The sequence below is a fragment of the Paenibacillus ihbetae genome (assembly GCF_002741055.1).
GTDB lineage: Bacteria > Bacillota > Bacilli > Paenibacillales > Paenibacillaceae > Paenibacillus_AQ > Paenibacillus_AQ ihbetae.
In genome coordinates, this window is the sequence record NZ_CP016809.1 from 3,307,820 (window position 1) to 3,330,667 (window position 22,848).

The window sequence follows — 22,848 nt, forward strand, 5'->3', positions numbered from 1 at the left end:
AATATGTCAGTGACATTCTTTATGTTCAAATTAGATCCCTTGCGGATTCGAGTCGACTCAACGATTAGAGGGATAATGTGATGAAAGATATCCGTTTGACCAAACAGAACCAACTCTATCACCGGGTGGCCGATCAGGTCATCGAGATTATTCAAAGCCGCAGGCTGCGGCCGCATGATCCGGTTCCTTCGGAGGGCGAGCTTGCCAAGCTGTTCGGCGTCAGCCGGATGACGAGCAAGCTAGCGCTGCAGAAGCTGGCCGAGCAGGGTCTGGTGTACCGTCTGCCCCGAAGAGGAACGTTCCTCGCCGAACCGCAGGACGGACGGATCACGCAGGGAGGATTTCCTGCCCAGGATCCTGAGGCGGTTCCGGCGGTTGAGAAGCGGAGCGGGCAGATCGCGCTCATCATGCCTCACCTGTCCGATTATACTGCCCGAATCATCGCCGCCGCCGAGGCCGAAGTGCGAAAGCACGGCTGCGACCTCATTTTGAAAATGACAAAGGATTGCGACGATGAGGAGCTTTGTCTGGAAAGGCTGGCCGAAGGAGGAATCACCGGCATTATTTTATTCCCTCAGGGGAGGAAGACCTGCAGCGATCAGGTTTTACGGTTAAAGCTGCAAAAGCTGCCGCTTGTCATCATTGACCGCATTTTCCATGAAGTAGAGATCGACTGCGTATATCACGACCACTATATGGGCTCCTACCAAATGACCAAGTATTTGATCGGGAAGGGGCACCGGGAAATCGGCTATACGTCGAACGCGATCGATCATATTACAAGCCGGGAGGAGCGGTACCAAGGTTACATCCAGGCGCTGCTCGACCATAAAATCCCGGTCAAATACCAAAACATTCATTTCAGGAGCGTGGCTTGCAATACCAGCCGTATTCACGAACGCGATCCGGAACAGGAGCAGTTCATTCAGAACAACCCCCACATGACCGCCATCATGTGCGGTGACGACCATGTGGCCATCTCGACGATATATACCGCGCTCCATATGGATATCCCGGTCCCTGACAAGCTGTCCATCGTCGGGTTTTCCGATATCCAGTTGGCGGCCTATATTCCGATTCCGCTGACGACGGTTCGACAGGATACCGAGAGGCTTGCCCGATCGGCCGTTGATTTGCTGATGAAGCGCGTCGGCAGCTCCAACGAGAATCCGATCACGATTAAAATTCAAACATCGATTGTAGAACGAAAATCCGTTCTGTCCAGAACGTAACATGGATCGCTACAGTTTGCATGGTAAGGAGAAATGACTTTTGAAGATACACTTTCTAGGAACCGCAGCCGCAGAGGGCTTTCCCAATGCATTTTGCCATTGCGAGTATTGCAACAAAGCGCGGGAGCTTGGCGGGAAAAATATCCGCACCCGAACTTCCGCCATCATTGACGATGTCATCAAGTTTGACTATTCCCCCGATTCCTATATGCAGGCGCTGCGGGACAACATTGATCTGGGGGCCATCGAGCATCTGCTCGTCACCCATTCCCATTCGGACCACTATAATGCCGCTGACCTGGAATGCCGCAGGGAAGGGATTGCGCACGGCCTCCAGCATCCGATGCACATTTATGGGAACGGTACCGTGATGCATCACACGCGTGCCGCGATCGGCCGCTTTGAAGGACAGCGATATGCTTTCCATCTGGTGCGTCCGTTCGAGACGTTCAGGATGGGCGATGCGCGGGTAACGCCGTTGTTGGCGGATCATGACCGCATGGAAACCTGTCTGCTGTACGTGATTGAGAAGGATGGGAAAGCACTGCTGTACGGACATGATTCGGGATGGTTCCCGGAAGCGACGTGGGCATGGTTAAAGGGCAAGAATCTGGATTGCGCCATCCTTGATTGCACGCACGGCTATACGGGAAATTCCCGCGACCGCAATCATATGTGCGTGGAAACGGTGCTGGAGGCTCAGCGCGAGTTCCAAAAAGAAAACATTCTGAAGCCCGAAGGCAAAATCGTCGTCACGCACTTTAGCCATAATTCCAAGCTGCTTCACGATGAGTTTGTCCGCATCTTCAATCCCGTCGGAATTGTGCCGGCTTATGACGGGTTAATCATAAACATTTGAAACGCAATTAAGAAGAATGATTAAAGGAGAGTTGGGATAATCATGAGAAAATTGACAATGGCAGTCTTGCTCCTCATCTTGTGTATGGTCGTATCCGCTTGCGGCGGCAACAATGCCGGCAATGCAAACACGGGCGATTCGGGTGCCGCAGCGCCGGCCGGAACATCCGGGACGGACTCGTCTTCCGAACCGGCCAAGCATGAGAAGCTGATCGTGTACACGAATGCAAACTCCGACGGCCGCGGCGAATGGTTGATCGAGCAAGCGAAGAGCGCGGGCTTTGACATCGAAATTGTCGGAGCGGGCGGCGCCGATTTGACGAACCGGCTGATCGCCGAGAAGAACAACCCGATCGCGGACGTCGTATACGGCTTGAACAATATGCTGTATGAGAATTTGAAGAAGGAAGACGTTCTGGCTAAGTTTGTTCCAAGCTGGGCCGGAGATGTTGAGCAGGGCCTGAACGATCCGGAAGGCTACTACCACGGTCTTGTGAAGCAAGCGATTCTGCTTGGTTACAACCCGAACGAATTCACGGCAGATACCGCTCCGAAGGACTGGACGGACCTTTATAAGAACGACGCGTTCAAAGGGAAATACGAGGCTCCTACGCTCCTTGGACAAAACACACCGCGCCTTGTTGTAGCGGGAATTCTGACCCGATTCCAGGATCCGAATGGCGATCTCGGCATCTCCGAGGAAGGCTGGAACGAAATTCAACAGCTCTATGATAACGGGGTTAACGCTGTCGAGGGCGAAGACTTCTATGCTAATCTGGCGAGCGGCAAAACACCGCTGGGAGCATTGGTGTCCGGAACCTTGGAGCAGAAGGAAGAGCAGTATAAAGTGAAGGCAGGCATCGTCAGTCCGGAAATCGGCGTGCCGATGGTCGTAGAACACGCTGCGATCGTGAACGGAACGAAGAAGCAGGCAACGGCGGAACGATTCGTGGAATGGATGGGATCTGCAGAAGTCCAAGGACAATTCGCGGCACAGTTCAATGCGATGCCGGCCAATACGAAAGCGGCCGAGCAAGCCAATGCATCCGTCAAGGAGCTGTATTCTACCTTAAAACCGCAGGAGCTGGATTGGGCCTTCATCGCCGAAAACATGGATCAGTGGGCGGAGAAAATCGAGCTGGAGATTATGCAATAAGAAGGAATGGAGTCAAGCCGGCTGTATATTGGGAGGCCAATATACAGCCGTTCATTCAAGAACAACAAAAAGGAAGAGTATACGATGATTACATTCCAAAACGTGGACATTAAATTCGGAGCGTTTCATGCGGTCAAAAACCTCAATTTGCATATTCGGGAAGGGGAATTTTTCACGTTCCTTGGTCCTTCGGGCTGCGGGAAAACGACGACCCTTCGCAGTCTGGTCGGATTTATTACGCCTACGAGCGGACAGATTCTGCTGAGAGATACCGACATTACCCATACGCCGATCGAAAAACGGGAGATCGGGATGGTGTTTCAAAGCTATGCGCTGTTTCCGACAATGAATGTGTTCGAGAATATCGCCTTCGGCTTGCGGGTTAAGAAGATTTCCAAGACGGAAGTGGACCGTAAAGTACGGGATATTGCCCGTAAGGTCGATTTGAAGGATGAACAGCTCTTCAAGAAAGTATCGGAGCTATCCGGCGGCCAGCAGCAGCGCGTGGCGATTGCCAGAGCGCTGGTATTGACGCCGAGCATCCTGGTGCTGGACGAGCCATTATCCAATCTGGACGCGAAGCTGCGGGTACAGCTTCGAAACGAGCTGAAGCAATTGCAGAAGAAATTCGGGATCACGACGATCTACGTCACGCACGACCAGGAAGAAGCGTTGACGCTGTCCGACCGGATCGGCGTATTCAATCAAGGGGTCCTGGAGCAAGTAGGCACGCCCCTGGAGGTCTACAACCAATCCCGGACAGAGTTTGTGTGCAATTTTATCGGGGATATTAACCGGATCGATCCGCAGGTGATAACAAACAGCCGGTTGCATGAGGTGGTCCGCCCGGGAAATATCGCCTACGTCCGGAATGAAAAGGTAAGTCTGCTGCCCCTGCCGGGCATCGATACGATCCAGCTGAAAGGCAAGATTGCGGAGCGGGAATTTTACGGATTATACAGCAAATATGTGCTGGAGATTTCCGGCGGCGGACAATTAAAGACCATCGAAAAAGAGAGCCGGCTCGTCCATCATGAGGTTGGCGACGAGGTGGATATTTATATTCCGGTAGGCGATATTTTGCAGTACCCGATGAAGGAGGGGGAAGCATGAATGTCCGGAGCCTAAACACCCGGCTGGCTTCCATGAACCCAATCGCCATCATCCTGTACGGATTGATTATTTGGTTCGTCATTGCCTTCCTAATTTATCCGAACTTGAATATTTACGGCGAAATCTTCTTTAAAGACGGCAAATTTACGCTGGAGGCGGCGGAAAAGCTGCTGTCGTCCGAACGGGCGATGAAAAGTTTGTATAACAGCTTTATTCTGGCGTTCTCGCTTGTCGTTACGGTAAACATCGTGGGCATTACGCTCGTGCTGATCTCGGAATACTTCGATATCAAAGGGGCGAAGATCCTAAAGCTGGGATATTCGACGACGCTGATTTACAGCGGGGTCGTGCTGGTGTCCGGATATAAATTCGTGTATGGCGAAGAGGGGTTTATGACCAAGCTCTTGGTCCGCATCTTCCCTTCGTTTGATACGACCTGGTTCCATGGGTACTGGGCGGTTCTATTCGTCATGACGTTCGCCTGCACGTCCAACCACTTCCTGTTCTTGAGCAATGCCATTCGCAAAATCGACTTCCAGACCGTAGAAGCGGCGAGAAATATGGGGGCGTCTGCATGGTACATCCTCCGGCGGGTCGTGCTTCCGGTTCTGAAGCCAACCATTTATGCGCTGACGATTCTGACCTTCCTGACCGGCCTTGCTGCGACGTCCGCACCGCTCATCCTCGGCGGGAAGGAATTCCAGACGATTACGCCGATGATCCTGACTTTTTCGAAAAGCATGACGTCGAGGGATCTGGCCGCGCTGCTGGCCCTTATTCTCGGTTTGGCGACACTGGTGCTGTTAACCGTGATGATCCGGTTTGAACGCAAGGGCAACTTCATGTCGGTCTCCAAAGTCAAGTCCGAGCTGGTCAAGCAGAAAATCCGGCACAAAGTCGGGAATGTGGCCGCTCATATTCTGGCATACGGCCTGTTTGTGCTCTATATCGTTCCGGTCGTGCTCATCATTCTCTTTTCGTTCACCGATTCGGCCAGCATCACAACCGCCACGCTGAATCCGAACAGCTTCACCTTGGATAATTACATTCAAGTGTTTTCATCCATGTCGGCATTCAAGCCGTATCTCGTGAGCATCGTCTATGCTGCCGCAGCCTCGGTCATCGTTGTTGCGTTGACGCTGGCGGTCTCCAGATTATTGCATAAATATAATAACAAGTGGACGCTTGCCCTGGAATACTCGCTGCTGATCCCATGGATCCTGCCTTCGACATTAATCGCGATCGGACTGATCGTAACGTTTAATACGCCCAAGCTGGTGATCGGGAATTCGGTTCTGGTGGGAACGGTCTGGATGCTGTTGATCGCGTATGTGATCGTTCATATTCCTTTCACCCTGCGTATGGTAAAGGCATCATTCTTCAGCTTGGACGGCAATTTGGAAGATGCGGCAAGAAACCTGGGCGCCAAACCCTTCTATACGTTCAGGAAAGTGCTGCTGCCCATCATTCTTCCGTCGACGTTAGCGGTCCTTGCCTTGAATTTCAACGGGATTTTGGCCGATTACGACGTTACGGTGTTCCTCTATCATCCCTTGTACCAACCGTTAGGAATCGTCATCAAGAACAGCACGGATGCGCAGGCCGCAGCGGATACTAAAGCGTTAACCTTGGTGTATTCCGTAATATTGATGATCATGTCCACCATTACTTTATATTTTGTATATGGCAGAAACAGCAGAACTTGAAGGTAAAAATTCCGAAATAGCGGCATACTATAAAACAATGCACATCCCTGACACATGAAGATAATACTTGACATCAAACGTATTGGTGATATACATTGTTTCTAATATTTAAAACGTTGAAAAGGAATAGTACGTTTTTCAAAACGTGAAGAGAGCTGTTGGATGGTGCGAAACAGCCGTGGAGAAAATCGGAACTCGCCTTGGAGTTGCTCGCTGAACCCGTAGAGTAGGTGGAGCCGGAGCCTGACCGTTATCTTCAGGAGGATGCAAGGATTGTGCGTTGCTGCCAGCCCTGTATCCGTAGAGTGCATGCTGATGACGGCATGAATTCGGAGTGGTACCGCGTAAGATGTCAAAGTCTTTCGTCTCCTGTTATTGGAGATGGAAGGCTTTTTTTGTGCATCCGGATCTTTTGCAGTTAAGCACAGGAAATCGATGAGAGGAAGGATATCCATGAAAAATGTTGAGAAATACGCCAGAGGATATTTTATGCCGCCGGAGACAAGCTTGAGCTGGACCCAAAAGGAATACATTACCGAGGCGCCGATTTGGTGCAGCGTCGACCTTCGCGACGGAAACCAGGCATTGATCGTTCCGATGAATTTGGAGGAGAAGCTGGAATACTTCAAATTGCTTGTGGAGATCGGGTTCAAGGAGATCGAGGTCGGATTCCCCGCGGCATCGGAGACGGAGTTCACCTTTCTGCGCACATTGATCGAGCAGGATTTGATCCCGGATGACGTTACGATCCAAGTGCTGACCCAATCGAGAGAGCACATCATCCGCAAAACGTTTGAATCGCTGAAGGGCGCGAAGAAGGCCGTCGTCCATTTGTACAACTCGACCTCCGTAGCGCAGCGGGAACAGGTATTCCGCAAGTCCAAACAAGAGATTATCGACATTGCCGTGAGCGGCGCCAAGCTGCTCAAAGAATGCGCTGCCGAGACGGAAGGAAACTTCCAGTTCCAGTATTCGCCGGAGAGCTTCACCGGTACGGAGATCGAGTTTGCCCTGGACATCTGCAACAGCGTGCTCGACGTATGGCAGCCGACGGCCGAGAACCCGGTTATCATAAACCTTCCTGCAACAGTCTCCATGTCGATGCCTCACGTCTACGCAAGTCAGATCGAGTATATGAGCGAGAATCTGAGCTTCCGGGAGCATGTCATTTTGTCGGTCCATCCGCATAACGACAGAGGAACGGGCGTGGCGGATGCGGAGCTGGGAATGCTGGCCGGAGCCCAGCGCGTCGAAGGCACGTTGTTCGGAAACGGCGAGAGAACGGGGAACGTCGACATCGTGACGCTGGCGCTCAACATGTACTCGCACGGGGTGGACCCGAAGCTGAATTTTGAGAACATCCCTGCGATCATCTCCGTCTATGAACGGCTGACCAAGATGAAAGTAAGCGAGAGACATCCTTACGGAGGCGAGCTGGTATTCACCGCTTTCTCGGGCTCGCACCAGGATGCCATTGCAAAAGGAATGAAGTGGCGCGAGGAACAAGAGCCGCGGCATTGGTCGGTTCCTTATCTGCTGATTGATCCCAAGGATATCGGCAGGGAGTATGAAGGCGATATTATCCGCATTAACAGCCAGTCCGGCAAAGGCGGCATCGGATATGTCCTGCAGCTGAAGTACGGACTCGATCTCCCGGCGAAAATGCGCGAAAACTTCGGATACTTCGTGAAGAACGTATCGGATCAACAGCAGAAGGAATTGATGCCGGATGAAATTTACGACATTTTCGTGAAGGAATATGTGAACATAACATCTCCTGTCGAGTTTATCAAATACCGGATGACGGACAATGAAGATTTCCATACGACCGTCACGATCCGAACCGGCAATGAAGTCAAGGAGATTGAGGGCACCGGAAACGGAAGACTTGATGCCATCAGCAATGCGCTCCAAACCGAGCTTGGAATGAACTATACCGACTTGATCTATAAAGAACACGCTTTGGAAACAGGCTCGAAGTCACAAGCGGTCTCTTACATCGGTATAACGGCTGCTGACGGCAGCGTATATTGGGGCTGCGGCATTGACGTTGATATTATGACCTCGTCTGTAAAAGCGCTGTTTAGCGCCGTGAATCAATTTAGCCGGAAATGAGCCAACTAAAGTCTGAGTTCATGGACTGCTTATAGAACAAGAACAACCGACCTGCTTTTGGGGTCGGTTGTTTTTATTTGGAATCCTAGGCTAAGCTGTCATGTCACAAAAGACATCTGCTATTTGTCTCATCTATGTATCAGAAATACAGGATAAGGGAGAGATCGAAGTTGGAAACACTGCTCGTTATCAATGCACACCCCATGGTGGATGCCGATTCGTCGATAAGCCTGCAAGTGCTCCATCATTTTCTGGAGACGTATAGAGAGATGAATCCGGAAGGGCCAATCGAACGGATCGATTTATATCGGGATACCATTCCTTGCATAGACCGTACCTTTCTGAGCCTGCACGAGAAAAGGAGAAGCGGGGAGACCTTGACTGAAGAAGAGCAGGCCCTCGACACCCGCATGACCGAAATTCTGCAGCAATTTAAGCGTGCGAAGAAATATGTCATCGCCATGCCGCTCCATAACTTTAACATTCCCTCCAAGCTGAAAGACTATATCGATAACATTCTGATCGCTAAAGAGACGTTCGCCTATACGGACAAGGGATCGGTCGGTCTGCTAACCGACGGCAGAAACGTGCTTGTCATTCAAGCAAGCGATGGAATCTATACGAATCAGGATTGGTACACGGAAGTCGAGTATTCTCACAAGTATTTAAAGGCGATGTTTAACTTTATGGGCGTCGACTATCAAATTATCCGTGCTCAAGGGAGCTATTCACGGGGAAAGGATGAAGTTTTAGCCCAGGCCTTCCGTGAAGCCGAGTCTGCGGCGGCGTCCTTTGCAAGATCGGTTCATGTTGAAAACGCGTGAACTCGTTTGGCGACGGTGAATTCACCTCGCCCAGTAGACAGTTCAAAAATATAAAAGTCAAGTCAATCAGGCAGTCTCGGTTCTGAATTCGATCAGACCGAGGCTGTTTCGTTTTGACTGCAATCGCTCGTTGCTGCGCTATAGTCATGTGGAATATGTTGAACGTGGCACACCTGCTGCTATATACGAAAGGAGAGCAGCGAATGGCGGTGCCTTTTTGAAGCGCTTAACAAAATTTTTCGAAAAAATTTTTTTGGGCTATTCGCAAAGGATAATGCTTTCAAATTTGTTGTTCAAGTATAGTTTGGAATTTGCGCAAGGGTAATTAGTCCATATTTGAGAATAAAAACTTATTACTATATAACCAAGTTGCAATTAATTATCGAAGAGATTTTATATTTTCGATAGATTCTTCCTTCCGACAGTAACAAACAGGTTAATAGAAGGCGTATTTGCCGGGTATTGTCGGAAAAAGTCTAATGACTTAAAATGGGTAGGAAAATCTTCTCATATGTTTAGTATGAAAAAGGAACCAAGATAGGTCCACTGTATCACTCCCTTATTAGACGTCCTGCATCTGAGAAGATATTGGTCATGATAGATCACGTCATAACTAAATTAAGGGGAAGCGAAGAGGGGTCTACTGCTTGTTCCGGTAAGTCTATCAGGTTCCTATGGGAGGTGAAAAAGAGGGGCTTCGCAAACAAGTGATCCCCGACAGCTTGTATAAATGTTGACGAAGATAAAGAAAAAGCATGATCAATGGCCATAAACGCTCATGGCACCTACCCGTTTGGCCTAAGCTCGCAAGATTCGAATGATGTAATGAGCCGCTGGCTGAAGCAACAAGCGGATGTCGACATACTTGAGCGTTGGCAGAGATCCATGCTGCCGGCATTATTCCGGCAATCCCAGGAATGGAGGAAAAATGTTCTTGAAACAAAAACGCAGCATAGGCAAGGCACTGCTTTCTTTCTGCCTGGCGATTCTGCTTGTCTTGCAGACAGTGACGTTCTCTTTCACTGCATATGCAGATAGCGCGCCAAGCAATTCCGAGGCGGCCGTTGACGCAGCCGACTCGCCGAGTGCGGATGAACCGCCGTCAGTAACGGAGGATGTGTACGATGAGCCGGCTTCCGCCCCGATGGCCTTAGCGGCTGGGCCGGCGGATAAGACGGCGGTGTTGGTGAACGCCAACCCGACGTTTACCCTCACGGTAAAGCAGGGGAACCCTGCGACTGTGATTCCGCCAGGAGGCGAGATTAACGGACGGGACAATTTTACCATTGCGCTGGACGATATCGCCGTGCCAACCCAGGGTGACTATCCCAGTGCTCCGCCCGACACCGTAATTCAGCAAGGGGATTATGCCATTCTGGACAAGGCGACCTACTTCGCCGATGTGAATTTGACTCCTGCAGGTCCTACGCCGATTAATCAGGGCAGTCAGAAAATTGCGACCGTCCAATTTTACACCGATTACATCAAAATTACGTTTGATGGCGCAGGGGTATATGACGGCAGTAAAAACAAGGTGAAAATCGGCTTTTCAGCTAATGCCAAAGCGGCAGATCAGAGCCCTGGCGGCGGCGTGGAAACGGAAATTTTCGGGAATGGGTTCAAATTTACCAACTCCCCGTTAGAACCGGTGTACCGTATTTGGACGGGAAGCCAAAGCTTGTCTGGACACTACAGTTGGATCAATGGAGCTGCTTTTCAGGAAGGCGCTGTTGCATGGCGAATTATTGTAGCTTCCAATGACAAGGATGACCCAACCATTCAGATGAAGCTGGACAACCTGACCGTTGTTGATACTTTAACGGATGCTGGGCCGTACGTAGCGGGTTCTTTCAAGCTTTACAAAGCAAAGACCACCGTGGACGCGAACGGCAATATCAAACAGGTGACGGCGCCCGTTGAAGTCGCTGATGCCGGAGAGCCGATTATTGATCCGGTCAACGGGACGCTAACCTATAAGCTCCCTGATGGCTTCGGTGACAGCGCCGCATATCTCGACTTCAAAACGTGGATTCCGAAGAGCAAGTGGTACAATGAATTCGACGGCACTAACGGGGCTGCTGTAGGCGTTAATGACAGCCGAAAAGTAGTAGTTAAAACCACTGCTGCAAAGCTGCTTGATGTAGATGGAACTACCATGCTGGCGGGACCACTCGATGCAAGCGAAGCCTCCCTAACCCCCGACTGGATTCAGCAATCGGGTAAGGTGGGCGGAGGCGGCGGTCTCATCACATGGACCATTACAGTAAACGCTCGAAATTATCATCGTGAAAATAGACCGATTGGCGGGCTGGAAAATGTGACGATTACCGACACATTGCCTGAAGGCACAGAGTTCGTATCCGCCACCTATACGGTAGCTGGCGTTGACAAAGGGTCAATTACACCCGTTGGCAATGTGTTCAATATCGGAGATGCGAACGGACCGATTCAACTTACGATTGTGTCCAAGATAACCGATACGAGCAAAAGTAAATTTACGAACGTACCACGCGCTAACTGGGAGTTGGCAAGTCCGGCTGCTGGTGTTGACTGGAATAACGATGCAGTGGGAGTAGCTCCTAACGGCGTGACAGCGACGACTGAGGTGATCGTTGGCGCACATACCTTCACGAAAAGCGCTGCAACAAACAATGCTACCGCTTATGCGCTGTACAACGTCGGAGGCGCCAGATGGACGATCAATTTGAAGCCGCAGTACGATCTGGATGATCCAGTTGTCTATGATTTGCTAGTTCACGGCGATTCTCTGGCTGTGCTGGATAATCTGGATAAAGAGAATTATCAGAAGATATCGAAGACAACTCTCGATGCCATCAGAAGCAAAATCGACGACAAGCAGCTCTGGCAGAAATATCGCGAGGGCTCACTTGTAACGGGTGCCGGATTGGCTGGCGAGGTCATTGTCTTGACGGTCAACGACAAGCCGGTGGCTGATCTGATCAAGGTAACAGGGTATAAAGGAGAAGTAACGGGGACCGTTTCATTCGAATCCGTTACGACTAACCCGAACAACCTGTTCCGTCAGGATAGCGGTGGCAATTGGAGCAACCGCGGCTTGTTCTTCGATGGTGACGACTATATGAGTCACCATGATGCCACCGTCAGAAACCCGGTGCGGATGCTGAACAAGGGGATGCTGTATGCGAGTACAGTCGATGAGAACGGCAAGGCGCTAGGAAATATAGCTGCCGATTGGAACCGAAATTATGGTAACTATAGCGGCAGCACATGGACGAGGGCATTTGCCGTCAATGATCCGAACTGGTATGTAGACGACCCTCTTACTGGTGTTGGAACTCCCCGTGATGATAAATACCTGCTAGCAGGCTATGATCGGAAAGATCGAACGGTTACTTTCCGTCTGGCGGTGAACATGCCGGGCTTTAAGACGGAGGAGATGGCCAAGGACGGCGGCACCCGCGTAGCCAGCGACATCCAGCTGGTAGATACGCTGCCTGAAGGTTGGGAGTTTGTGGATTACGCTCCTGGCGAGCCTTATCGGCTTTATAAAGGTGTTACGGGCTATAATACAGGCTCAGGACAAAGTGCAGGCGGTTATGGTGCATTTGCACAAGCAAACGAGATCATACAGCCGAACGATCCGCGGCATGTGGTAAGCTTCATCAAGAACGGGAATGTAGGCACCTTCACCTTCTCCAAGCTGGAGAGCCCTTACGTCATTCTGGTGAAGGCGCGTCCGACGAATGATAAGCTGGCAACCTACCAGATAGGTATCAATAGAGCCGGTGAGAACAAGGCTGTGTTCTCCATGGAATGGGGAGACAAGCCCTATAGCGCCACCGAAACTCATAGAATCCTTGTGCCTGTGCAGTCTCTGAGCAAGACCGCGAAAAAGCCTGTTTCCGGCGTGCAGGAATGGACGGTGAACTACACGCCTCCGTTCGAAATGAAGCAAGGCGTCTATTTGCTGGATACTCTTGCCAAGGGGCTACAACTGCGTAAAGATGCAAATGGAAACCTATCCCTTGAACCTTCCGATATTGCTGTCTATTCCGGGGAGATGAAAGCGGACGGTACTTTGCAGCGAGTCGGACAACCGCTGAATCTTGCGGATCCGAATAGCGAAGTGAAGGTCACCTTGGGCACAGACGGGGCAACCGGAGGATCGACGCTCAGATTTGATTTTACCGACCCGAACAAGCTCTATCAGATCGTTTACCAGACGGAATCCCAGGGGATGCAGCCGGGTGTGGCCGGGAACTCCATCAAGTTGATGGGCGACGATAAACTCCCGCCGATCAGCGCGCACAGCAACATTACGCTGGACGCTAACGATGTGGCTGGAAGCGCAAATGAAAATGGGCTGCTCTACCTGCTGAAGATTGGCCCCGACGGGAAAACACCACTGAAGGACGTCAAGTTCAAGCTATATAACCCTGATGGTACTCCGGCCAAGGATATGCACAACAATGAGATGGAAGAAAAAACGACTGGTCCGGACGGCAAGACGAGTTTCATTATTCAAGTGCCGGGGGATTACTTGCTCAAGCAGACGTATATTGATCCCGATACTTACTTGCCTACGACTACGGTGTACCGGGTGCGTGTCATCGATGCGCCGGGTAAGCCTGTCCTCGTTGACGGACAGAAGGTGGACTCGAACAATCCGCTGGTCGTGCCTACACCGGCCCAAGGTAAGCTGACCATCAGCAATAAGGTGGAAGGTAACGGCAGCGATCCGGGTAAAGTGTTCGAATACACCGTTAACTTTGCCGGAGAGGGTAAAGACGGAGAGTACAGGTATAAGAAGCCGGATAATACGTTTGGCACGCTCAAGAGCGGAGCCAAGATTATCCTAAAGAACGGAGAATCGGTAGTCTTTCCGGCATTGCCTGCGGATCTGGTCTATACCGTAACCGAGGCAGATTATACGACCGTTGACGGTTACACGACCATGCCGGAGACGAGAGAGTTATCCGGTACAATCGTGAATAAAGGCGACCATAAGGCAGATTTCGTCAACAAGCGTAACGTTAACAATCTGACCGTAAGCAATACCGTCACGGGGGACGGCGCAGAACCGGACAAGCCGTTTAAATACACGATGACCTTCGACGGTGCAGGTAAAGGTCAAGCTTACAATTACGAGCATTCCGACGGTACGACCGGCACGATCACATCCGGCGATACCTTCGAGCTCAAACATGGTCAGACCGTTATAATTAAGGATCTTCCAGAGAATTTGAAGTATATGATCACCCAGGATGGTTACACGAACGACGGCTACGCGACCACCCCTGCAGGATTGTCTGATGAGGGAATCATGGCGGGGGCCGATCGCAATGCAGACTTCATCAATGATCGCACCGTCAACAAGCTGACGATCACCAATACGGTCATGGGCAATGGCGGCGACAAGACGAAGGCGTTCGAGTACACTGTCATCTTTGAACAAGCAGGCAAGGATGGAAGCTACGCGTATACGAAATCGGACGGCGCAACGAGTACACCGGGCACGATCAAGTCTGGCGAATCCTTCACCCTTAAGGATGGAGAGGCGCTGGAAATTGTAGGTCTGCCTAAGGATCTGAAATACACGGTGACTCAGAAGGACTACACAACTGACGAATACGTGACCACACCTAAGGAACGGCAGTATTCCGGGGTCATGGTGGGCAATGATGAAGTTGCCCCGTTCACGAATGTGCGAGTCATCGAAGGCGGCCTGCTCATCAGCAACACGGTTAAAGGCAAAGACGACGACAAGTCCAAGCCGTTCCAGTACACGCTCACCTTCACAGGCAAGGGGTCGGATAAATCCTACGCCTATGTGAAGTCGGACGGCAGCAAAGGAACGATCACGAGCGGAGACACCTTCGAGCTTACCGACGGCCAGACGCTCCTTATAGAAGGACTTCCGACGTATCTCAAGTATACGGTGACCCAGGATGATTATTCGAAGGACGGCTATGTGATGGATCCTGAAAGCCTCGAACACACAGGCACCATTCCGGAGAAAACGTTGGCAGAGGCACACTTTGAAAATACTCGCCCGTATCTGGAAGGCGTGCTGCGTGACAACAACACAGGAGAAGTCATTCCGAATGCATCCATCACGGTGACTAATCTGAAGACAGCTGAGAAGCAGACGATTCAGACGAATGAGAAGGGTGAATATTTCGTCCCTGCCGAGGCGGACACCGACTATACGATCACGTATACGAAGGTGTATACGGTAGGCGGAAAAGACGTACCTATCGAGTTCACGCAAAAAGCAAATGTGGACGGCAGCGTGAAAGACGAAACCGTTCCGGCGGACATTACGGCGGTAGGGATCGTTCTGTTCAAGCAGCTGGATGGAACAACAGAGCTATTCAACGATTCGTTTATCAGCCAGATGCGTATCTATTTGAAGGACAAGGACGGCAATTATATTCAGGAGAACGGTCGTCCTAAAGCGTTCCCGATGGATACGAAGGGCACTTTCTCCGTGGAAGGGCTAAGCGAGCAGAAGTACACCATGGAAGTTCGCTATGAAGCTGAAAATGGAGAGGAACTGCTCTTCAAAGTGACGCAGCTGGACGTGAAGGCTAACGGAGAGCTGAATATTTCCGAGGAATTGGTCGACCCTTACGGTACGGTCTATGATGAAACGACAGGTGATGCCGTTACGGGTAAGAAAATTGAAGGAGCCACAGTAACACTGTATTATGCGGATACGCAGCGGAATCGAGATAAAGGCCGTACTCCGGATACGAAAGTAACGCTTCCTCGGGTTCCGAATTTTGCACCGCACGACAATAAGAGCCCAGAGCAGGATAGCGACGCAAATGGCTTCTATGCATACATGGTGTTTCCTGAAGCGGATTATTATCTGATCGTAACGAAGGATGGATACGAGACGCACAGAAGTGATACGATTTCTGTCGACTTCGACATTGTGAAATACGATGTGCCGATGAAACCGATCAACACCGGCGGCGGACCAGGCCCTGTAAACCCAGCTCCAGAGCCGGGGAATCCAGGCCCAGTTACTCCAACGCCAGAACCGGAGAATCCAGGCCCAGTTAACCCAACTCCGGAACCGGAGCACCCAGGTCCTGTCAGCCCAACGCCAGAACCGGAGAATCCAGGTCCTGTTAACCCAACGCCAGAGCCGGAGAATCCAGGTCCTGTCAGCCCGACTCCAGAGCCGGAGAATCCGGGCCCAGTTAACCCGGCTCCAGAGCCAGTAAATCCAGGTCCTGTCAGCCCTGTTCCTGACCAACCTGGCAACGTAAACAATGACACTAACAACGATGACAACGAAGTTGGTAATGTCAGCGACTTCAACGATCAGAGTGCGGGCAATGGAAGTAACGAGCTGGACGATGCACCGAAAACAGGGGATAGCGGCCCATCGCCAATCTTCTACTTGGCCTTGGCGTTGATGTCCTTGATTACAATCGGACTCTGCCTGCTCGGCGGGAAGAAGAAACAGCACATTCAATAACCGGAAAGGCGGTAAGAAAAATGAGTAAAACCAAAAAAATTCTTATCGCCGTTTCCCTCCTGGTGTTGGTATTTTCTCTCGTCAGTCTTGCGAGAATGCTCGTTCGGGATTATGTTGAGCAGCAGAAGATCGAAGAGCTGGCTAAAGTTTGGGAAGATGGATCGGACAAAGGCGAGGGGAATGCAGTCCCCTCCCTTTTGTTCAACAAGGCGAATGAGCCGGTCATGCTTCCCGAATTTCGGGAGCTTTACGGGAGGAACCCGGATATCGTGGGTTGGCTGAAGATTGACGGCACCCGAATTGAGTACCCGGTCATGCAGCATCCACAGGATGCGGAGTACTATCTCAATCATGATTTCGATAAAAAGGAAAACAAAGGCGGCCTCCCCTTTTTGGACGAGCATAGCCGGATTAACGGTTCGGACATTTTGCTGATTCATGGACATCACATGAAAAGCGGCTGGATGTTTAAAGATTTGATGAAATACAAGGAAGAAAGCTTCTACAAAGAACATGCTACGTTCCAGTTCAGTACGCTTTATGAGAAGGAAGAGTATGAAATTATCGCCGTTATTCTGTCCCAAGTGTATCGCAAATCGGACGACGTTTTTAAATACTACCAGATTGAGAAAGTAAGGACTCCCGCTGACTTCGATGCGTATGTCCGGAACATCCAAGAACTCGCCCTTTATGACACAGGCGTAACACCCCGGCATGGAGACAAGCTTATTGTACTGTCTACGTGTGAATACTCGACCGAAAATGGTCGTTTGGCGGTTGTTGCCCGAAAGCGCAAGTGATGATTTAAAACACGGAATCAAGCTGCTTCAGATCGCGTTCTCCCTTGGAGGACGCGATTTTTTTCTTATTTACATAGGGATGAATCGGCACCTCGAAGGAGGTGCCTTTTCGTTACAGCGAACTTGGAACAGGCTCGTTCAGCATTATGTTATCTTGGGTAAACCGGCTCATTCAGAAAATGAAAATATTAGTCAGCTCGTTTGCGTTGATGGATAGGACGATGATATTCAACGCAGCGAATACGAGGGCAGGTGCTGTTTTTCCGAAGGAGTCCCGAGCCTTGAGATGCACAAGGCATGCGACCAGCATCGTGATGCCAAGCCACACGCCGGCCCAAGCGGTTGCCCAGCCATACCAATAGCCGGCGATGAGCGCAGCAGCTCCGACTAATTGAACGATGCCGGTAACAACGCGAAACCTCTGGGAGAGCCCGAGGTGGGCAAAGATCTCGGCCCAGTACTTGGCTCCGATGATTTTGGCCGTGCCCGAGAATAGATAATACGCCACAAGTAAGCTCTGAAGTACGATCGAGAACAGGATCATGCAAATCCCTCCATATAAAATAGAATGAAAAGCCTTTACTCGCTCAACGTGACCAAGTCCAGTTCCTTTAGGCGTTCGGGATCGGAGATCACATCGATTCCGTTGATCTTCCCGTCCGCATAGTCGATAGCCAACACGAGGAGCAATTGCCCCCCAGGCGAAATAACGACGCCGACCTCTCCGTTGACGAGAGCCGGACGTGCCGCTTTGGCGCGTCCCCACATCAGCTGCTCGGCCACGGCATGGGTACCGCGGACTTCTTTCGGAGCGTTCTCGCGATCGCTGCGCAGCACGACTTCCGGGTTGAGGACCTGAAGCAATGCGTCGAGATCGCCGCTCCGCGCCGCCGCCAGGAAGGAATCAACGAGTCTCCTCTGAATGGAGAGGTCCGTCTTGGAAGAAGTCTTCGCTCCTTGTATGCGGCGGCGCGCACGGCTGGCCATTTGCCTCGCTGCGGCCTCCGAGCAGCCTATAATAGGGGCAATCTCCGCATAGGGGATGGCAAAAATGTCATGCAGCACGAAAGCAACCCGCTCATCGGCGCTCAAGGTGCCGAGCACCACGAGCAGCGCCAGACCGATCGAATCAGCCAGTAACGCCTCCCGTTCCGGGTCACCTCCAGCTTCATGATCGGTGGATGTTCCGATTTCATAAGCCTCCATGGATTCTTCGCGCCGTGCCTTTCGGGAACGCAGCATGTCAAGGCACACTCGGGACACAACGGTTGTCAGCCATCCCCCGATATTCTCGATCGCATCCGTCTCCGAGCGGTTCAATCGAAACCACGACTCCTGGACGGCATCCTCCGCCTCGCTCCAGCTTCCGAGTATTCGGTAAGCAACCGATCGAAGATGGGACCGATGGGCTTCAAATTGATCTGTCAGCCAATTGGTGTCGGTCATCGTAATAATCTCCCTTCAATAAGCTCTCATTGGATTGACGTATGGAAACGTGCTGATGTGACAGATTGAAAAATAATGATGCCCACCGCATCAAACAAAGCTGAGCGAAGCTCCTTTTCGTGGAGACTTCAACATTCGGCATAGCTGCTTGATGCCCGGGGGCTGGACTCGCCTCTATGCTTACACTTTATCTTTAATATTACGAAACCAGAAGCAATATTTGGGAGGTGCCAAATCAAGCAGCTTAAATGTTTTAAAAGGAGAGCGGTACCAAGTTTCTATGCCTAAAAGGACCCGGAATCGATGCCTAAAGGCTGCCAGCACGCTGGCAGCCTTTTTCTGTACTACTTCTTCGGATATCGTTTCAATTAAGCGATACGACCCAGGAAGGATTGCAGAATGCGCTGCAAATCTCCCGGCTTGCTGAGCATCGGCAAGTGGCCGGATTCCAGTTGTTCAACGGAATGCGGGGATAGATGCGAGATCATTTTATTTTGCAGGGAAGAAGGGAATTCCTTGTCCTTCGTCAGCTTGACGTACAGCTTCGGCACAGCCGGGACGGTCGCCTGAGCCCGGTCTGTGTATACGCGTATGGCCTCGGGAACGAACCCTTGCACGAGCCCCGCCGTTTGTTCCTCTGACAGGTCATTGCATAAGCCGGCGCAGATGACGGATTCCGGCGGTTTGGTACCCCATTTGCGCAATATGGCTGTTATGAGCATTCGTTTAGGGAAAGGAAGAACCGACACGAATGAACCGCCGTTCTTAGGGATCGCTGCCCCCACCGCGACAAAGCCGGCCAATCGATCAGAGAATTTGGAAGCGAGCTTTAGGGCTAGAACGCCTCCGAGTGAATGTGCGACGATCACAAACCGCTGGATGCCCCATTGACTTACTTGATGTTCCATATGGCTGACATAATCCTCTAAAGCCAAGTCGCTTCTTGAATCGACCGGGCCTTTCCTGAGCGGAAAATCGAGGAGTAAAGAAGGCTGAGCCAATCCCTCCGCAACGTTACTCCAGATTCGGCCCTCCAATCCCGCTCCATGGATAAATACAAAACCGATCTCTTCGTTGGTGTTCTTCTTCATATAAATTAACTCCCCTCACAGGTTGATATCCTGCGTGCTATTTGTGAACATCGTATCACGTAAATAAGACAAATCATGTCTTATTTAAATGCTATAATGAAAAAAACTTCGAAGAGAAGGTGACTCATGCAAAAGTCGCAGCGTCTCATTCAACTGATTATGATGATTAATGCGAAAAAGTCATTTACCGTTCGAGAGCTTGCCGATGAATTTGGGCTGTCTACTCGAACAATTACCCGTGATTTGCAGGAGCTGTCCGAGCTCGGCATCCCGATCTATTCCATTCAGGGGAGAGGGGGAGGGTACAAGCTGCTTCAAGACAGGATGCTGCCGCCCATCAGCCTGTCGGAAAGCGAGGCCATTGCGATGTTCTTCGCGTGCCAGTCACTGGACTACTTCGGCTCCCTGCCATTTGGCGAGGGGGCCGGGTCCGCACTGCAAAAGTTCTATCATTATCTGCCTGCCGATATCAAAGAGCAGATCGATCGGCTGGACGGGCGAATCATGTTATGGAGTCCGTACCGTTCAATGGCTCGGGGGATTCTTGAAACCCTGATGCAGGCCATCATGATAGGCGGAGTGGTCACCATGGAGTACAACTCCAGCAGCGGGGCGGCCAAGCGGGATATTCAGCCGATCGGCCTCTACACGAGCTCGGGTTATTGGTATTGCCCGGCTTATTGTTTTGAGCGGGGGGATATCCGTCAATTCAGGGCGGATCGGATCCTGTCGGCAGCGCTCAACCCATCGGTCCCTCCCCGGGATGAGATCCGGAAGATGACGCTGATGAATAAGCCGGAGAAAGGCCATCTGGAGCAAACGGTGCTGCATATCGAGATCACCAAGAAGGGAGTATGGCTTCTGGAATCCAATCCCCGGTTTGCCCCGAGTATACAGCGCAACGAAGACGGAAGCGGAACGGCAGCCATTCAGATTGCCGCGGAGGATTTACGTTTCTATGTAGACTTGATCTGGAATCTCGGGAGCGAGGTCAAGATTAAGGGGCCGGTTGAAGCGGTCACGTACATTCAGGAAAAAGCTGAAGCTATGCGTTCCTTGTATAGCTAAGCATTATTTCAGAAAAATCCAGCAAGTTTGACGACTGTGGAGCATCCGAAAAAGAATACGCCCTTTCGCCGCCGGTGTAACCTGAGGGAAGCGAAAGGGCGTTTTGTTTTAACGCGGGCGTCATCCCTTCTCCGAACCAAGCATGACGCCTTTGGCGAAATACTTTTGGGCGAACGGATAAATCAGCAGCACGGGAATCATGGAGATGAAGATGGTGGCGTTCTTCACCGCGTCCGGCATCAGCGCTTTCGTTCCTTCCACCTGTGATTCCTCCGCATACTGCAGAATCAGCATATCCCTGAGCACGACCTGCAAGGGGTATTTGTCCACGTCATTCAGATAAATCATGGGGAGAAAGTAGCTGTTCCAGTGCCCCATGAAATAGAACAGTCCGATCGACGCAAGCGCCGGCTTCGACAGCGGGATGATAATGCTCCATAAAATGCGAAACTCCGTCGCGCCGTCCAAAATGGCCGATTCCCGCAGCGATTCGGACATATTCTCATAGAAGCTCTTCAAAATAAGCAGCTCCATCGTCCAGATGGCGTTTGGAAGGACGATGGCCCAGATGCTGTTCAGAAGACCCAGCTTGTCGACGACCAAGTAGGTCGGAATCATGCCCCCGTTCAGGAACATTGTCAGGACGATGCCGATAACAAAGAACTTCCGCCAGAACAAACCGGGACGGGAGAGCGGGTATGCAGCGACGGCGGTCATGACGAGATTTATGAGCGTGCCGAGCGCCGTATACAAGATGGTGTTCAAATAGGCCGAAGGAATCCGGTCCTCCGAGAAGATATAGCGATACGCATCGAGATTAAAGCCTACCGGCCACAGAAACACTTTGCCTTGCGCAATCGCCGAGGATTCACTGAACGAGATAGCGATAATATAAATGACCGGATACAGCGTGGCGACCGCTACAGCGGATAAGATGAGCGTGTTGAAGATCGTGAACAGACTCCATCTTTTTTCTCCTACCATAAGCTTTTGCCCCCCATTCTTCTGCTGATCAGATTTGCGGCAACGAGCATGATCAAAGCGATCAAGGCTTCAAAAATCCCCACGGCGGCTGCGAAGCTGTAGTCGCGCTCAATCAAACCTTTTCGATAGACATACGTCGAGAATACGTCCGCCACCTCGTACGTCATCGGGTTATACAGAAGGAGCACTTTTTCGAAGCCGATTCGGAACATGGAGCCCGCCTTCAGGATAAATAGGACAAGGATGGTCGGCAATAGCGAAGGAAACGTAATGTAGCGCATCAGATGCCAGCGCTTCGCGCCGTCCACCTTGGCGGCTTCGTACAGGGACGGGTTAATGCCGGCAATGGCGGCAAGATAGATGATCGCTTCATACCCCATCGAGGCCCAAATATCCGAGGCGACATAGATCGTTCTAAACCATTCGGGCGCGATCATGAAATAGATTTTCTCGAGCCCGATCCATTGCAGGAATTGATTGAACAGACCGCGTCCTGGCGACAGGAAGTCGATAACCATGCTGCAGATGATGACGATGGACAGGAACGCGGGCAGATAGCTGAACGTTTGCACCGACTTTTTAAAGCGCTTGTTGCGCACTTCGTTCAATAGGATGGCGAACAGGATCGGGAACGGAAATCCCCACAGTAAGCTGTACAGCCCGAGGAGCAGGGTGTTTTTGAACAAGAGCCAGAAGTCGTTGCTGCTGAAAAAGGTGCGAAAATGCTCGAGGCCAACCCATTCACTGCCTAGAATGCCTTCAAACACGCTGTAGTCTTTGAACGCGATAATGAGCCCGTAAATAGGGCCGTAACGGAACAAAATGTAAAACACGATACAAGGGAGCAGCATCAGCAAAAACTGCCGGTCTCTCTTCATGTGCTGAAGCTGGGAGATCAACCAGGACGGTTTGGCTCTGGACGGCCCGGCTTCACCTGCGCTCATCTTCGGATTCATCGACATACCTCCTTGAACAAATAGG

General features: G+C 51.2%; 15 protein-coding genes and 1 other annotated feature. Of the genes, 10 read left to right on the forward strand and 5 right to left on the reverse strand.

All coding sequences use genetic code 11. The features are described 5' to 3' along the window. The first annotated feature begins 80 nt into the window (after nucleotides 1-80). The 9 genes from BBD41_RS14830 (at nucleotide 81) to BBD41_RS14870 (ending at nucleotide 17,278) form a co-directional block, all read left to right on the forward strand. Complete coding sequence (locus tag BBD41_RS14830; RefSeq protein WP_099478012.1) at nucleotides 81-1,232, forward strand: GntR family transcriptional regulator; 1,152 nt, start codon at nucleotides 81-83, stop codon at nucleotides 1,230-1,232. Between the two features lie 40 nt (nucleotides 1,233-1,272). Then, the gene (locus tag BBD41_RS14835; RefSeq protein WP_099478013.1) at nucleotides 1,273-2,091 is read left to right on the forward strand and encodes an MBL fold metallo-hydrolase; all 819 of its coding nucleotides are present in this window, start codon (nucleotides 1,273-1,275) and stop codon (nucleotides 2,089-2,091) included. A 42-nt stretch (nucleotides 2,092-2,133) separates the two neighbouring features. Then, nucleotides 2,134-3,246, forward strand: coding sequence for an extracellular solute-binding protein (locus BBD41_RS14840; protein ID WP_206098245.1), 1,113 nt, complete (start codon nucleotides 2,134-2,136; stop codon nucleotides 3,244-3,246). A gap of 84 nt (nucleotides 3,247-3,330) precedes the next feature. Beyond that, nucleotides 3,331-4,359 carry an ABC transporter ATP-binding protein gene (locus BBD41_RS14845; RefSeq protein ID WP_077568885.1) on the forward strand — a complete coding sequence of 343 codons (1,029 nt, stop codon included), beginning with the start codon at nucleotides 3,331-3,333 and terminating at the stop codon, nucleotides 4,357-4,359. Next, nucleotides 4,356-6,065 carry an ABC transporter permease gene (locus BBD41_RS14850; RefSeq protein ID WP_077568884.1) on the forward strand — a complete coding sequence of 570 codons (1,710 nt, stop codon included), beginning with the start codon at nucleotides 4,356-4,358 and terminating at the stop codon, nucleotides 6,063-6,065. Before BBD41_RS14845 ends, BBD41_RS14850 begins: the two co-directional genes overlap by 4 nt. 107 nt (nucleotides 6,066-6,172) lie before the next feature. Continuing rightward, nucleotides 6,173-6,438, forward strand: a binding site (T-box leader). 80 nt (nucleotides 6,439-6,518) lie between these two features. Beyond that, complete coding sequence (gene leuA / locus BBD41_RS14855) at nucleotides 6,519-8,180, forward strand: 2-isopropylmalate synthase (RefSeq protein ID WP_077568883.1); 1,662 nt, start codon at nucleotides 6,519-6,521, stop codon at nucleotides 8,178-8,180. A gap of 170 nt (nucleotides 8,181-8,350) precedes the next feature. Then, nucleotides 8,351-9,004 (forward strand): FMN-dependent NADH-azoreductase, encoded by a 654-nt coding sequence (locus BBD41_RS14860; RefSeq protein WP_099478015.1) that lies wholly within the window; start codon nucleotides 8,351-8,353, stop codon nucleotides 9,002-9,004. Nucleotides 9,005-9,938: 934 nt separating this feature from the next. After that, entirely contained in the window at nucleotides 9,939-16,478 is a 6,540-nt protein-coding gene (locus BBD41_RS30495) for a DUF7601 domain-containing protein (protein ID WP_099480629.1), read from the forward strand. Nucleotides 16,479-16,498: 20 nt separating this feature from the next. Next, complete coding sequence (locus BBD41_RS14870) at nucleotides 16,499-17,278, forward strand: class B sortase (RefSeq protein ID WP_077568880.1); 780 nt, start codon at nucleotides 16,499-16,501, stop codon at nucleotides 17,276-17,278. Nucleotides 17,279-17,450: 172 nt separating this feature from the next. Here BBD41_RS14870 and BBD41_RS14875 read toward each other — a convergent pair whose 3' ends face one another. The 3 genes from BBD41_RS14875 to BBD41_RS14885 form a co-directional block, all read right to left on the reverse strand. Next, on the reverse strand, nucleotides 17,451-17,822 hold the full coding sequence (locus BBD41_RS14875; protein WP_077568878.1) for a DoxX family protein: 372 nt from the start codon (nucleotides 17,820-17,822) through the stop codon (nucleotides 17,451-17,453). Nucleotides 17,823-17,857: 35 nt separating this feature from the next. Beyond that, complete coding sequence (locus tag BBD41_RS14880) at nucleotides 17,858-18,724, reverse strand: sigma-70 family RNA polymerase sigma factor (RefSeq protein ID WP_077568876.1); 867 nt, start codon at nucleotides 18,722-18,724, stop codon at nucleotides 17,858-17,860. 368 nt (nucleotides 18,725-19,092) lie between these two features. Beyond that, nucleotides 19,093-19,815, reverse strand: a complete 723-nt coding sequence (locus BBD41_RS14885; protein ID WP_099478016.1) for an alpha/beta fold hydrolase — start codon at nucleotides 19,813-19,815, stop codon at nucleotides 19,093-19,095. Nucleotides 19,816-19,941: 126 nt separating this feature from the next. Here BBD41_RS14885 and BBD41_RS14890 point away from each other — a divergent pair, with 126 nt between their 5' ends. Beyond that, a complete protein-coding gene (locus BBD41_RS14890) occupies nucleotides 19,942-20,883 on the forward strand; it encodes a helix-turn-helix transcriptional regulator (protein ID WP_099478017.1) in 942 nt (313 codons plus the stop codon). A gap of 120 nt (nucleotides 20,884-21,003) precedes the next feature. Here BBD41_RS14890 and BBD41_RS14895 read toward each other — a convergent pair whose 3' ends face one another. Both BBD41_RS14895 and BBD41_RS14900 read right to left on the reverse strand, forming a co-directional pair. After that, nucleotides 21,004-21,867 carry a carbohydrate ABC transporter permease gene (locus BBD41_RS14895; protein ID WP_007129107.1) on the reverse strand — a complete coding sequence of 288 codons (864 nt, stop codon included), beginning with the start codon at nucleotides 21,865-21,867 and terminating at the stop codon, nucleotides 21,004-21,006. After that, complete coding sequence (locus BBD41_RS14900) at nucleotides 21,861-22,823, reverse strand: ABC transporter permease (RefSeq protein WP_099478018.1); 963 nt, start codon at nucleotides 22,821-22,823, stop codon at nucleotides 21,861-21,863. The genes BBD41_RS14895 and BBD41_RS14900 overlap by 7 nt, the downstream gene beginning before the upstream one ends. Nucleotides 22,824-22,848: the final 25 nt, after the last annotated feature.